We start from the raw sequence: 12,511 nt of genomic DNA, 5'->3' as shown, positions 1-12,511 counted from the left end.
CATGGTGATGATGTCGGGTCTGCTCCTCATGGCCGCGCTGGTGATCGTGCCCTTCACCCTGGCGGCGGCCCGGCACGTCGTGGTGCGGTCGGGCCGGCCGGGACGGCTGGCCCGCCGGCTGGCGGCCCGAACGCCGAGCGGCGGCGGCCCCGGCCTCGGTGCCACCGCGACCGAGGAGTTCCACGCCTTCCTCAACGCGACCAAGCGCGTGCAGATCGAGCAGCGGCGGACCCAACTCGCCCTGCGCGACGACGACCACACCGGCGCCCCGCCCGGCACACGTCTCGACCTGGACCTCGGCACCGCCGTCATCGAGCGGCACCGCTAGCCGCCCCGGGCTCAGAGGGCCAGCACCTCGACCGTGTGGACGGCGTTGCGGGCGCCGGACGGGGGCTGGACGCGCCCCCGGGCGTCGGTGGCGCGGCAGCGGACGCGGTGCGGGCCGGGGGAGAGCCGGCAGGGCAGGGTGAACCGCTGCCAGACGGGGTGCGGGCCGCGCGGCCGCAGGAGCGCCGGCCGCCAGCCGGTGTCGTCCACGGCGACCTCCACCGCGACGACCGGATCGAAACTCCACGCCCGGCCCGTCACCTCGTACGCCCCGGCGCGGAGTTGCCCGCCGTCGTGCGGGGCGAGCAGCTTGCTGTTGACGTCGACCTCCCGGACCGGACGCGGCGCGCCGCCGCCCGGGGGGACGCGGGTGTACAGGCGGGTGGTGAACAGGTGCTCGGGCCGGTGGTCGGCGAGCACCACGCGGGTGAGCCACTTCACCGAGCTGGTGGCGAACATCCGGGGCGCCACCGCGCGCAGCGGGAAGCCGTGCCGGACGGGCAACGGTTCGCCGTTGACGGTGTCGGCCAGCAGCACGTCCTCCCGGGCCTGTTCCAGCGGGAGGTCCTTGAGGTACGCCAGCCCGCTCTCGCCCGCGAAGGCGCCGCGGTCGGCGCCCTCGAACCAGACGTGCCGGGCCTGCGGGCGCGGGACCGCGAGGTCCAGGACGTCCGCGAGCGCGACGCCGGACCACTCCAGGTTGGCCACCGCGCGGGTCGGGACGTCGGGCCGCGCGGGGCTGCCGAAGCACTCGTGGAAGGCGGTCAGGCTCGTCCGGGCCAGCCCGCGCAGCGCCGACAGGTCCAGCCAGAGCGGTCGCTCCACCAGGCCCTCGACGGTCAACGTCCAGGAGGAGGCGTCGAGTTCGGGCGGCGGCCCGAGGTGGTTGCGGACGAAGAGCCGCTCGACGGGGGTGAGGAAGCCGTCGGGGGTGCTCGGATCGGCGGGCGTTGCCTGCACGCGGGCTCCGTTCGTCGTGGGGTGGGGCGGGATGGGCGGACCGCGGGGGACCAGAGGAAGGATTCCGGCCCCGAACGATCCGTGTCCACCCGTCGGCCCCGGTAGCCTGGCGAAGACCGGCCGGGGGCGGGTGCGCGGGGGAGTGGTGCGGCGTGGATGACGGACGGGACCTGCGGGTCCGTGCGTTGACGATCCATGAGCTGGCCTACCTGGCGGCGGGCCGTGGCGGGTGGCCGAGACGGCGCTGGTGCGGATGCTCCTCACCGCGCGGGTGGAGATCGACCGGCACGGCATGGTCCGGGTGGTCCGGCCGCTTCCCCGCGACGAGGTGGAGGCCGTCCTGCTCGCCGCCGTCGCGCTGACCCGCCGCACGCCACCGTCCGCCGACCCGTACACGCGGCCCGCCGACGGCGTCGTCCCCCTCCTCGCCGCCCTCCGGGCCGGTGAACCGCTCCCGCCGGGCTGGCACCTTCCGGAGGACGCCCCCACCCCGACGGGCCGCACCAGCTGGGCCGCCCTCGCCGCCACCGGCGTGGAGGCCCTCGGCCGCCCCCGCCTCACCGTCGCCTTCCACGGCCGCCCCGTCACCCCGGCGCCGCGAAGACTTCGCTGACTCGTCGCCCGGAGCAGGTGGCCGGGTTCCGTCGGTTCGCCACACTCAAGGGAGGACGGCCAGCCGGAGCGGGAGGGAAGCGGTGCCGGACGGTCCGGGCAGCGCGGGCGGGACCGGCGGTCCGCCGGACCCGGAAGGCCCGGCGACCGCGGCGACCGGCCGGTACCAGCGGCCGGTCGTCCAGTTCGCGCTCTGCCCGCTGGCCGCGCTCGCCCTCGCGGCCCCGGCGGCGTCCCGTACCCCGTCCGGGCCGAGCCGTACCGCAGGGGCTCCCCGGCCCCGGCGACTCCGGATCCCGCGGTCCACGACCACGACCGGTACCTGACGGGCATCGCGGACATCACGGTGGGCGACGACAACCTGCTCAGGGTCTCGGCATCATCGACGACGCGGACGTCCCGAACTGCTCGACGAGGACCCGGCTCGTCGAGGGCAAGGTCGACTTCGACGTGCTGCGGGCAGACCAGAGCATCTGCGTGAAGACCAGCCAGGGCCGGTGGGTCCTGCTCCGGATCGCGGCCCGCCGGCCGAGGTCCGCGTACACCTTCCACGGCGGCTTCACCGGCGAGCCGCGGTAACGGCGCCGCCGGGCGCCGGCCGTGACACCTGCCGCCGGCTGCCGCGGCCGAGCGCGGCCGCGGTGCCCAGGGCGCCCGCGGCGAGCGCCCAGGCGGCCCAGTGCCTCCGGGCCGGCAAGGGCGCCGGTGGGGGCGGTGGCGGCAACGGCGGCCGTCCAGGGGCCGGCACCGGGGCCGGGGTGAGCACCCGGGCCGTGGCGTGCCAGCGTGCGGTCCACTCCCGCTCGTCGCCGCCGCAGGCGCGGACGTAGGCGAGGGTGACCGGCAGGGTGGGCAGCCGGGCGCCCGAGGCGGCGGCGGACAGGGCGCTCGCCGAAGTGTGCACCCGCGCGGCCATCGCCCGGTAGACGGGGGAGCCGGCCGACCGGCGCAGGGCCCGCAGCTCGGCGGCGAAGCCTTCGACGGGGCCGGCCGCCGGATCCAGTGGTTTCTCGTGACGACCCATCACGCCCTCCGAAATCTCGTCCCGCACCCGGACCCGGGCCGCCGGCGGGGCGGACAGGGGGTGCACAACTATCTACTCTGGTCAGGAAGTTGTCCGGCAATGCCGTCGGGTCCCGGACAATCACGCGGGAGCGGTGGCAGGGCGCGACGCCACGGCGGTCCGGACAATCCCGAAGGGGGCGAACCGTCATGGGAAGGCCTGGACGACCGGAACGGCCGCTGGACCCGGACGCCGGGCCCGTCGAGGCGTTCGCCCACGCGCTCCGTGCGCTGCGGCGGGAGGCGGGAAGTCCGTCCTACCGGTGGATCGCCGCCCGCGCGCACTACTCGCACACCGTCGTCTCCGACGCGGCCCGTGGCGAACGCCTGCCCACGCTGGCCGTGACCCTGGCGTTCGTCGAGGCGTGCGGCGCGGACCGCGGCGCGTGGGAGGCCCGGTGGCACCTGCACCAGCAGCTGGCCGCCGCCGGCACCAGGACGGCCCCCGCTGACGCTGACGCGGCGCCGGAACCGGACGCCGCCCCGTCGGCGGAACCGGAGCATCCGGAACACCCGGAACACCCGGAACCGTCGGAGCCGTCGGAGCCGGACGGCGCGAGCCCGAGGCGCCGCTTCCGCCGGCTGCCCGGCCGCCGGGCGACGGCGCTCGCCGCGCTGCTCCTCGCCCTCGCCCTCGTACTCGGCGCCGGCACGACCGGCTGGCTGCTGCGGCCGGTACCGGCCGCGCCGACCACCCCACCGGTCGAGATCGAGGACGGCACCAACCCCAAGCTGGCCGGCTGCACCGCCGACGCCGTCATCCTGGACTCCGCCCCGGTCACCCTGCGCGCGGAGGCCCGCCTGCACGGCAGCGTCCTGCCGGTCGGCACCGTGCTCGGCACGGTCTCGCTCATGTATTCGTCGCACTGCGCCGGCGCCTGGCCCCGGTTCTTTCCCACCCCGGGCCTCAATCCGGATCCGGGCGACACCGCCGCCGCCATCGTCACCGTCGAGGGCGAACGGGCCATCGACAACACCGTGACGACCTGGCGGATGGGACACGTGGACTCCGCCTTCGCCGATGTGCTGCTCACCGGCCACGGCTGCGTGACGGCCCGGGCCCGCGTGCAGATGGCGGGCCAGGACGCCTTCGGGACCGGCGAGACCAAGTGCCTTACCCGGTGGCGGGCGTAGGCCGCGTTGACCACGTTGGCCGCGCTTTGTGCGGGCCCGCCCGCCGACCGCGCGGTCAACAATCCGCCGCCCTACAACAGGTGCCGGGGCGAGCACCGCCCCACCAGGACCCGACGAAGGGTGGAGTGATGAGGCACCGCAGGAAGACACTCGCGGCGGCCGGCCTGCTGCTCGCCGGCGCGCTGACCGGCGTCACGGGAACCGGCGTCGCCGCGGCGGCCCCGGCAGCCGTGCAGGCGGGCTGCTACGGCGCGAGCTGCACCGGCAAGGACCCGAAGGCGATGGGCTGCGACGCGGACGCGCGGACGGTCGCCGACGCCTGGATCGGCACCGTGTACCTGCAGCTTCGCTACAGCCCGGCCTGCGCGGCCAACTGGGCGAAGATCGAGCCCGCGCCGCTGGGGTGGCACTTCTGGGTGGAGAACGCGAAGGGCGAGCGCCAGGACGAGCGGGTGGGCTGGCCGGACTCCTCCGCCTACACCACCATGGTGGACGGCACGGTGGCGGCGCGTGCCTGTACCGAGAGCGGCTGCACCGGCTGGCGGTGACCGCCGTCCGCTGAACGGGAGCCGCGCCGGAGGTCCACGCGCCCCCGGTGCGGCTTCCCGGCGCCCGTCAGGCCGGGGCGAAACCGAGCTGCCGCAGCTGGCTGAGCAGGTCGACGACGCCCCAGGTCTCGGCGATGCGGCCGTCGGCGGTGAAGCGGAAGACGAAGATCTCGTCGTACCTCACCGCACGGCCCGTCGCCGGGCGGCCCAGGTAGTCGCCGAGGTGGGTCCCGGTGACGGTGTTGCGGCTGACCACCTTGTCCTCCTCCGCGATCACGTCCTCGACGGTGACGCGCAGGTCGGGGAAGGCCCGCAGCAGCGTGGTGAAGACCTGCTTCAGCGCCTGCGCTCCCGTGCTGTCGAGCGGCAGCGGCGTGCGGATCTCCAGGCCGGGGGCGGCGACCTCGTCGATCGTCGCCGCGATCAGCTCCGGATCGCCGGAGTTGACGGCGTCGTGCAGCCTGCGCAGCGTGGCGACGTTGGCCAGGGAAGGGGACGTGGACACGGGTTCCTCCTCGGTTCGGACCTCCGTGCGGAAGACGGATGCCGCCCGCGATCTGTGACACCGCGCCCCGCCGATCCGCCGGGCCGCCCCCGGCCGGGGTGGACGCGAGCGCGCCCGTCGAGGGACCCGGCCGGCGGTGTGGGTCAGCGGCCGCCGCGCTGGACCAACACCGTGATCAAGACGCTGTCGCCGCACCTGCTCACCAGTGTGTGAAGCCCTCGCGGCGCGGCGTTTCGCTGCGCCGGACCGGGGCACGCGCCGCAGCATGGTGCAGATCGGCTACACGATGATGGGCGAGCAGCGCGGACCGCGCGAGCTGGTGACGGACCTGGTGCGGGCGGAGGAGGCCGGCTTCGACTTCTCGGTCGCCTCCGACCACTCCTTCCCCTGGCTCGACGAGCAGGGCCACTCGCCGTACGTCTGGAGCGTCCTCGGCGCCGCCGCGCAGGCGACCGACCGGATCCCGCTGATGACCTACGTCACCTGCCCGACGATGCGTTACCACCCGGCGGTGGTGGCGCAGAAGGCGGCGACGGTCCAGCTGCTCTCGCAGGGCAGGTTCCGGCTGGGCCTCGGCTCCGGGGAGAACCTCAACGAGCACATCGCCACCGCGGCCTGGCCGCCCGCCGACGTCCGCCAGGCGATGCTGGTGGAGGCGGTGGAGATCATCCGCGAGCTGTTCGCGGGCGGCTACGTCAACCACCGCGGCCGGCACTTCCAGGTGGAGTCCGCCCGGCTGTGGGACGTGCCCGACCGGCCGCCGCCCATCGGCATCGCGGTGTCCGGGCCGCAGTCCTGCCGGATCGCGGGCGAGCTGGCCGACCTGGTGATCGCCGTCGAGCCCGAGCGCGAGCTGGTCGAGGCCTTCGACCGGCACGGCGGCGCGGGCAAACCGCGGGTGGGCCAGTTGCCGGTCTGCCACGACCGGGACCGCGACGCCGCGGTGGCCCGCGCGCACGCCGAGTTCCGCTGGTTCGGCGGCGGCTGGAAGGTCAACTCCGAACTCCCCGGACCGGCCTCCTTCGCGGCCGCGAGCCGGTTCGTGCGGCCCGAGGACGTGGCCGCCGCGATCCCGTGCGGCGACGACGTCGAGACCTTCGTGGACGCCGTGCGCCCCTACGTGGAGGCGGGGTTCACCGAGGTCGCCCTGGTGCAGGTCGGCGGACAGTCGCAGCGGCCGTTCCTGGACTGGGCCGAAACCGCGCTGCTCCCGGCCCTCCGCGAGCTGTGACGGCGGCCGTGGCCGGACGCCGGGCGGGCCCCGACCGCCGGTCCCTCCTGGCCGCGGCCGCCGCCGTCGCGCTCGCCGTCCGGCGGGAGCGGACCGGCGGACCCCCGCAGTGGTCACCGACGATCACCGCCGTCCGTCGCCCGAAACCGCCCGCCGACCAGGCGCTTCTCCCGATCCGTGGAATCGGTCGCACCGGCCGCGACCACGGTGTGTGCCGACGGCGCCCCGGGGTAGGCGCGCAACGGCAACGGCAACGGCAACGGCGGCGACCGGGGCCGGCCGCTGCCCGCGGACGAGGAGGAGCACGTGACCGCGCTGTTCACCAACCGCCGCGACGCCGGGCACAGGCTGGCCCGGCGGGCTCGCGACTACCTGCGCGCCCGCACGGGGGAGGAACCGGTGGTCGTCGGACTGGCCCCGGGCGGCGTCGCGGTCGCGGCCGAGGTGGCGCGCGAGCTGGCGGCCCCGCTGGACGTCGTGGTGGCCCGCCCGCTCAACGCGCCCGGCAACGGCACCCCGCTCGGCGCGCTCGCCGACGAGAGCCCGCCGGTGCTGAACCGGCGGGCGATGCGCGGACTCGGGCTCGCGGAGGAGGACCTCGCGGCCGAGGTCACCCACCAGCGGGTGGAGCTGCACCGGCTGGAGAAGCTGTACCGGGACCGCAGGCCACCCCTGCCGGTGGACGGCCGGACGGTGCTGCTGGTCACCGACGGCGTGGTGTTCGGGCCGGTCACCCCGGCCGCCGTGCACGCACTGCGCGACCGGGGGCCGCGGCGGCTGGTGCTGGCCACACCGGTGTGCGACGCGCGCTCGGCGGCGGCACTGCGCCGGATCGTCGACGTCCTGCTCTGTCTGCGCGAGGCCACCTACCTGCACGCGGCGGGCCCCTGGTACGACGACTTCCGGGACGTCACCGACCGCGAGGTGGCCGTCCTGCTGCGCCGGCAGCCGGCGTGCCGCCCGGGCCCTTGAGCCCGAGGTCCGGTCAGATACCGCCGGCCGGGAGCAGCAGCAGGCGCTCGGGGTCGAACGGCATCCAGGCCGGGGCCTCGCCGCGCCCCATCGCCCGGACGCGGCACCACGCCTCGGCGCCGGCCGGGCGCCACCAGGCGTTGATCCGGCCGACCGACCAGCTGCCGTCCGGCCGGTTGATCTGGACCGGCTGGTAGGCCGGCTCCACCTCGTGCGCCGGCGGCTGCCATCCGGACGCGGCGGTCGGGCGGGCCACCGCGGTGTGCTGCCGGGGCTGGTCCGTCATCGCTCCTCCTCCTGTGCGGGCCGTCGGAGCCGACTCTACAGGCGTGTAGTAGTTCGTGGGGGTCCTTCGGCGGAAATTCGGTCGATCGGGCGGGTGCCGGAGGCGTACGGTCCGGCGTCGCGCGGGCGAGCGGGGTGCCGGCGCCGCGCCCGGCCGCGACGGAGAGCCGGCTCGGGCTCACCGACGCCAGGGGGCACCCGCTCTGCGCGGCCGTCCGGCCGCCGCAGGTGGTCTGGTCGGCCGAGGACGCCAACGGCCCCGCCGCGTCGGGGAGCTGTGGTCCGGGCTTACCCGGACCACATACCGCCCCCCGGTATAGTGGCCGCCATGTGTCCGGCCGCCGCCCCTGCCTCGCGCGACCCGCGTCGCCGTGCGGCGGGAGCGGCACTCGTCCTCCTCCTGCTGACCGCCCTCGGGCTGATCGGCCACCACAGCCTGCCGGCCGGCCTCGACCCGGCCCCGCACGCCGCCATGGCCACGGCGGCCACCGCCCACCACCCCGGCGCGGCCGGCCACCGGGCGGCGACCGTCGCCGAGCGTCCGGCCCAGGCCTGCGCCGAACACCGGGTCTGCTCCTCGACGGCGCCCGCGCGCGGCGTCCTGCTCGACGCCCCGCCGCAGGCCCGCCTCGCCACCGAGGCCCCGGCCGGCCCCGCGCCGCACCGCCCGGTGACGGCGCGCGGCATCCCCTGGCCGGGCGCACCGCCGCCCGACCTCGACCTCCTCTCGGTCTCGCGCAGATAGGCGCCCCACGGCGGCCGGGAGCGGCACCTCCCGCCCCCCGCCGCCGGACAGCCCTGTCCACCGGCACGGCCGACCAGGCCGGTGCCGACGCGCACTCATCCGAGAGACCTCGATGCCCGAATTCACCGTCAACCGCCGTTCCCTGCTGCTCGCGGGCCTGGGCGCCGCCGGCGCCGGCCTGCTCGCCGCCTGCTCGGACGCGGCCGGCGCACCGCCGCTCGTCGACCCCGCCGGCAGCCCCGTCGCCGAGGCGGAGGCCAAGCGGCGCGGCACCGGCCGGGAGCGCCCGGTGACCGTCACCGCGACGGCCGACACCGTCGACCTGGGCGGCGGCACCACCGCCCCGACCTGGACCTTCGGAGCCCTGCCCGGCACCGCCGTCCGCACCGCGGCCGGCGACACCCTGGTCGCCACGCTGAACAACCACCTGCCCGTCCCGACCTCCCTGCACTGGCACGGCCTGGCGCTGCGCAACGACATGGACGGGGTCCCGCCGGTCACCATGCGGCCGGTCGCGGCCGGCGCGAGCTTCACCTACCGCTTCGTCACCGACCGGCCGGGCACCTACTGGTTCCACCCGCACGTCGGCGTCCAGCTCGACCGGGGCCTGTACGCACCGCTGATCGTCGAGGACCCGCAGGAGCCCCTGGGGTACGACGAGGAGTGGGTGGTCGTCCTGGACGACTGGCTGGACGGCGTCACCGGCACCCCCGACCAGGCGTTCGCCGAACTCCGCAAGGGCATGGGCGGCGACAGCGGCGGCGGCCACGACATGAGCGGGATGAGCGGCCACGACATGAGCGGCACGGGCGGGACGAACGGCGCCTCCGGCCCGGGCCCGTCGTTCATGCTCATGGGCGCCACCAGCGAGCTGCTGGGCGGCGACGCCGGCGACGTCCGCTACCCGCACCACCTGGTGAACGGCCGGATCGCCGCCGACCCCGAGGTGTACCGCTCCGGCCCGGGCCGGCGCGTGCGGCTGCGGATCGTCAACGCGGGCGGCGACACCGCCTACCGCCTCGCCCTGGGCGGGCACCGGCTGACCGTCACCCACACCGACGGCTACCCGGTGCGGCACGAGGAGGTGGACGCCCTGCTCGTCGGCATGGGCGAGCGCTACGACGCCCTGGTCACCCTCCAGGACGGCGTCTTCCCGCTGACCGCGCTCGCCGAGGGCAAGAACGCCGCCGGCCGCGCCCTGGTCCGCACCGGCGCGGGCGAGGCGCCCGCCGAGAGCGTCCGCCCCGCCGAGCTGAACGGCCGGATCCTCGCCGCCGACGCCCTGCGCGCCGCCGACGAGGTCCGGCTGCCGTCCCGCAGGCCCGACCGCACCCACCGGATCGAGCTGACCGGCGGCATGGCCCGCTACGACTGGGCGCTCGACGGCCGCCCCTTCGACATGGCCGACCCGGCCGCCCGCGCGTTCCTGGTCGGCGGCGGCGAAAGGGTGCGCCTGGAGTTCGTCAACCGCACGGAGATGTGGCACCCGATGCACCTACACGGCCACACCTTCCAGGTCGGCGAGCAGGGGCCGCGCAAGGACACCGTGATCGTGCTGCCCGGCCGCACGGTGACCTGCGACTTCGACGCCGACAACCCCGGGCGGTGGATGACGCACTGCCACAACGCCTACCACGGCGAGGCCGGGATGATGGGCCTGCTCGCCTACCGGGCCTGAAGCCGGCCCCGGGGCGGAGGGCGAGCGGCCCCCGCCCCGGGGAGGGGCCTCAGGCCTCCCGCGCGACGTCCTCCCGCACGGCGATCGTGCACAGCCGCTTGGTGGCCCGGGTGAGCGCGACGTACAGGTCGCGCTCACCGCCGGGGCGGGCGCCGGCGATCCCGCCGGGGTCGACGACGAGGGCGGCGTCGAACTCCAGGCCCCGGGCCTCGGAGGCCGGCACCACCCGGACGAGCTCCGCCGCTCCGGCCTCCGCCGCCACCGTCGCCAGCGCCTCCGTCAGCGCGCCGACCGAGGCGTCCGGGCCGACCACACCGATCAGCTCGCCCGGGTGCGCGGCCGCCTGCGCGCGCAGCTCCGCGCCCAGGACACCGGCGAGCGCGGCGGGCGTCGCCTCCAGGGTGCGCGGCGGCTCGCCGTGCCGGATCGAGCTCACCGGCGGCTGGTCCGGGTCGATCCTGGCCAGCAGTTCGCGGGTGGTGGCCAGGATCTCCTCGGTGGTGCGGTAGCTGACGGTCAGCGTGCGCAGGTCGAAGCGGCCGCCGAGGTGCGGGGCCAGCGCCTCGTGCCAGCCGCGCGCGGTGGTCGCCGGACCGGCCTGGGCGAAGTCGCCGACCAGCGTCATCGACCGGCCGGGGCAGCGCCGCAGCACCATCCGCCACTGGAGCGCGGTGAACTCCTGCGCCTCGTCCACCACGACGTGGCCGAAGGACCGCTTCGGCGGGCCGTCGAGCAGGCTCGCCGCCTCGTCGAGCAGCGGCAGGTCGGCGTCGGTCCACGGCGCGCCCAGGGCGCGCAGCAGCAGCGCGCGCTCCTCGGCCGTGAACGCCGGCAGGTGAGCGGCCAGCGCCGCGCGATCGCCCAGCAGGGCCTCCACCACCGCACCGGGCGTCAGCCGCGGCCACAGCTCCTCGACGGCGCGCTCGATGTGGGCGTCGTCGAGCAGCTCGGCCCGCATCGCGTCCACGTCGAACCCGGGGCCCTCGTCGGCCGGTCCGGGCTCCAGACCCAGGTTGCGCAGGTCCCTCGCCGCGACCCGGTCGAGGTCGACGCCGGTCAGCTCGGCGACCTCGGCGTCGATCCGCGCCAGCGTCTCGGCGGCGCCCCGGGCCAGCTCGGCGGTCACGGCGTCCACCAGCAGCTCCTTGAACAGCCGGCGGGCCCGGTGGTGGGCGAGGCCCCCGGCACGGGCGGCCTCCCGGACCCGGGCGACCTCCGCCGTGCCGAGCCGGACGTCCTCCTGCCCGACGCGCACCGCCAGCTCCCCGTCCGGCGCCTGACGCCCGCGCACCACCGCGGCCAGCGCGTCGGCGAACGCGGCGTCGCCCTTGAGCCGGGCCACCCGGGGCCGTTCGGCGACCGCCTCCGCGGCGCCGGACGCCTCGGCGCCGACGGCCAGTTCGGCGCAGGTCGCCAGCACGACGTCGTTCTCGCCGAGCGAGGGCAGCACCTGCGCGATGTAGTCCAGGAACCGGGCGTTCGGCCCCAGCACCAGGACGCCCTGCTCGGCGGCCTTCGGGAAGGCGTAGAGCACGTAGGCGGCGCGGTGCAGCGCGACCACCGTCTTGCCGGTGCCGGGACCGCCCTGGACGACGGTGACCCCGCGGTGCGGCGAGCGGACGATCGCGTCCTGCTCCGTCTGCAGCGTGGCCACCGCGCTGCCCATCCGCCCGGTGCGCCGCTCCTGGAGCGCCGCGGCCAGCGGACCGTCGCCGACCACGTCCTCGGCGGTGGGCTCGGAGCCGTCGAGCAGCTCGTCGCTGATCCCGGTGACCGTGCGCCCGGTCAGCCGCAGGTGGCGGCGGCGGCGCAGGCCCATCGAGTGCACCGGCGTCGCCTCGTAGAACGCGCGCGCCGCGTCCGCCCGCCAGTCGACCAGGGCCGGCAGCTCCTCCTCCGCGCGCTGCAGGCCCAGGCGGCCGATCCGCAGCGCCGTCCCGTCCGCCAGGTCGATCCGCCCGAACACCAGGCCGCCCTCGGCGCCTTCGAGACGCCGCACCTCCCGGGCGAGCCGTTCGGCCGCCGACTGCCGCTCGTACGCCTCGGTGGCGCCCTCCGCCCGCGTCGCGAGCGTCACGGCGAGCTGCGCCCGGGTGTCGGCGAGCCGGTCGTCGAACAGGGCGACGACGGCGGCCACCTCCGCCCGCTCCAGTTCGACCTGGCGTACCACGTTCTCCTCGGCCTGCGGCACAGGAAGTGCTCCCCTCTCGGTTTCGGCCTGCCACTATGCGAGGTCGGGCGGGGAAAGTAAACGTTGACCTCCGGCCCCGAGGTGTGTCCTGATCCGCCGTTGCCTCCTGGTCCGCCGCGCAGGACCGCCCGCCCCGGAACGCGGCCGGCCGGGCACCGGGCCGCGCGGCGGCGGCGCCGTCCAGACCCTGCTCGCCACCCCGTCGGCCCGGGGACTGTTCCGCGCCGCGATCTCCGTCTCCGGCGCGGTGATGCGCCCGCA

The 12,511-nt window shown here is 76.5% G+C and carries 14 protein-coding genes and 1 pseudogene; 10 read left to right on the top strand and 5 right to left on the bottom strand.

Annotated features, from left to right (window positions below; genetic code table 11):
* The first annotated feature begins 1 nt into the window (after position 1).
* Positions 2-328 (top strand): DUF6191 domain-containing protein, encoded by a 327-nt coding sequence (locus ABT238_RS20265; protein WP_350771990.1) that lies wholly within the window; start codon positions 2-4, stop codon positions 326-328.
* Positions 329-339: 11 nt separating this feature from the next.
* On the opposite strand, the gene ABT238_RS20260 is transcribed toward ABT238_RS20265, so the two are convergent.
* Positions 340-1,287, bottom strand: a complete 948-nt coding sequence (locus ABT238_RS20260; RefSeq protein WP_350565591.1) for a molybdopterin-dependent oxidoreductase — start codon at positions 1,285-1,287, stop codon at positions 340-342.
* Positions 1,288-1,516: 229 nt separating this feature from the next.
* On the opposite strand from ABT238_RS20260, the gene ABT238_RS20255 reads away from it, so the two are divergent.
* Positions 1,517-1,900: a hypothetical protein gene (locus ABT238_RS20255; RefSeq protein WP_350771962.1), complete on the top strand. Its 384-nt coding sequence runs from the start codon at positions 1,517-1,519 to the stop codon at positions 1,898-1,900.
* Positions 1,901-2,349: 449 nt separating this feature from the next.
* A complete protein-coding gene (locus tag ABT238_RS20250; protein WP_350565594.1) occupies positions 2,350-2,478 on the top strand; it encodes a hypothetical protein in 129 nt (42 codons plus the stop codon).
* Here the strand turns inward: ABT238_RS20250 and ABT238_RS20245 are convergent.
* Entirely contained in the window at positions 2,459-2,923 is a 465-nt protein-coding gene (locus ABT238_RS20245) for a helix-turn-helix domain-containing protein (protein ID WP_350565596.1), read from the bottom strand. The two genes, ABT238_RS20250 and ABT238_RS20245, sit on opposite strands and share 20 nt — an antisense overlap.
* A gap of 188 nt (positions 2,924-3,111) precedes the next feature.
* Here ABT238_RS20245 and ABT238_RS20240 point away from each other — a divergent pair, with 188 nt between their 5' ends.
* Both ABT238_RS20240 and ABT238_RS20235 read left to right on the top strand, forming a co-directional pair.
* Complete coding sequence (locus ABT238_RS20240) at positions 3,112-4,095, top strand: helix-turn-helix domain-containing protein (protein ID WP_350771929.1); 984 nt, start codon at positions 3,112-3,114, stop codon at positions 4,093-4,095.
* A gap of 128 nt (positions 4,096-4,223) precedes the next feature.
* Complete coding sequence (locus ABT238_RS20235) at positions 4,224-4,643, top strand: DUF2690 domain-containing protein (protein ID WP_350565600.1); 420 nt, start codon at positions 4,224-4,226, stop codon at positions 4,641-4,643.
* Positions 4,644-4,710: 67 nt separating this feature from the next.
* On the opposite strand, the gene ABT238_RS20230 is transcribed toward ABT238_RS20235, so the two are convergent.
* Complete coding sequence (locus ABT238_RS20230; RefSeq protein ID WP_350565602.1) at positions 4,711-5,148, bottom strand: ester cyclase; 438 nt, start codon at positions 5,146-5,148, stop codon at positions 4,711-4,713.
* 265 nt (positions 5,149-5,413) lie between these two features.
* Here ABT238_RS20230 and ABT238_RS20225 point away from each other — a divergent pair, with 265 nt between their 5' ends.
* Complete coding sequence (locus ABT238_RS20225; RefSeq protein ID WP_350771895.1) at positions 5,414-6,379, top strand: LLM class F420-dependent oxidoreductase; 966 nt, start codon at positions 5,414-5,416, stop codon at positions 6,377-6,379.
* A 306-nt stretch (positions 6,380-6,685) separates the two neighbouring features.
* Positions 6,686-7,351 (top strand): phosphoribosyltransferase, encoded by a 666-nt coding sequence (locus ABT238_RS20220; protein WP_350565605.1) that lies wholly within the window; start codon positions 6,686-6,688, stop codon positions 7,349-7,351.
* 13 nt (positions 7,352-7,364) lie between these two features.
* On the opposite strand, the gene ABT238_RS20215 is transcribed toward ABT238_RS20220, so the two are convergent.
* Complete coding sequence (locus ABT238_RS20215; RefSeq protein WP_350565607.1) at positions 7,365-7,637, bottom strand: hypothetical protein; 273 nt, start codon at positions 7,635-7,637, stop codon at positions 7,365-7,367.
* A 134-nt stretch (positions 7,638-7,771) separates the two neighbouring features.
* Here ABT238_RS20215 and ABT238_RS20210 point away from each other — a divergent pair.
* The 3 genes and pseudogenes from ABT238_RS20210 to ABT238_RS20200 all read left to right on the top strand — a co-directional run.
* Positions 7,772-7,867, top strand: a pseudogene (locus ABT238_RS20210) (DUF5990 family protein); the annotation flags it as partial.
* A 97-nt stretch (positions 7,868-7,964) separates the two neighbouring features.
* On the top strand, positions 7,965-8,381 hold the full coding sequence (locus tag ABT238_RS20205; RefSeq protein ID WP_350771864.1) for a hypothetical protein: 417 nt from the start codon (positions 7,965-7,967) through the stop codon (positions 8,379-8,381).
* Between the two features lie 112 nt (positions 8,382-8,493).
* A complete protein-coding gene (locus tag ABT238_RS20200; RefSeq protein WP_350771852.1) occupies positions 8,494-10,059 on the top strand; it encodes a multicopper oxidase family protein in 1,566 nt (521 codons plus the stop codon).
* 49 nt (positions 10,060-10,108) lie between these two features.
* On the opposite strand, the gene ABT238_RS20195 is transcribed toward ABT238_RS20200, so the two are convergent.
* Complete coding sequence (locus ABT238_RS20195) at positions 10,109-12,250, bottom strand: HelD family protein (RefSeq protein ID WP_350771841.1); 2,142 nt, start codon at positions 12,248-12,250, stop codon at positions 10,109-10,111.
* Positions 12,251-12,511: the final 261 nt, after the last annotated feature.

This window comes from Kitasatospora sp. NPDC001527, assembly GCF_040298605.1.
In the GTDB taxonomy this organism is placed as follows: domain Bacteria; phylum Actinomycetota; class Actinomycetes; order Streptomycetales; family Streptomycetaceae; genus Kitasatospora.
Note: the sequence above shows the minus strand (reverse complement) of the source record. Positions and strands in the feature narration are given on the sequence as shown.

What these genes read in the sequence shown, in the direction of transcription:
- ABT238_RS20235 (WP_350565600.1), top strand. Translation starts at nt 4,224, where the DNA reads ATGAGGCACCGCAGGAAGACACTCGCGGCGGCCGGCCTGCTGCTCGCC.
- ABT238_RS20215 (WP_350565607.1), bottom strand. Translation starts at nt 7,637, where the DNA reads ATGACGGACCAGCCCCGGCAGCACACCGCGGTGGCCCGCCCGACCGCC.
- ABT238_RS20225 (WP_350771895.1), top strand. Translation starts at nt 5,414, where the DNA reads ATGGTGCAGATCGGCTACACGATGATGGGCGAGCAGCGCGGACCGCGC.
- ABT238_RS20265 (WP_350771990.1), top strand. Translation starts at nt 2, where the DNA reads ATGGTGATGATGTCGGGTCTGCTCCTCATGGCCGCGCTGGTGATCGTG.
- ABT238_RS20245 (WP_350565596.1), bottom strand. Translation starts at nt 2,923, where the DNA reads ATGGGTCGTCACGAGAAACCACTGGATCCGGCGGCCGGCCCCGTCGAA.
- ABT238_RS20240 (WP_350771929.1), top strand. Translation starts at nt 3,112, where the DNA reads ATGGGAAGGCCTGGACGACCGGAACGGCCGCTGGACCCGGACGCCGGG.
- ABT238_RS20200 (WP_350771852.1), top strand. Translation starts at nt 8,494, where the DNA reads ATGCCCGAATTCACCGTCAACCGCCGTTCCCTGCTGCTCGCGGGCCTG.
- ABT238_RS20205 (WP_350771864.1), top strand. Translation starts at nt 7,965, where the DNA reads ATGTGTCCGGCCGCCGCCCCTGCCTCGCGCGACCCGCGTCGCCGTGCG.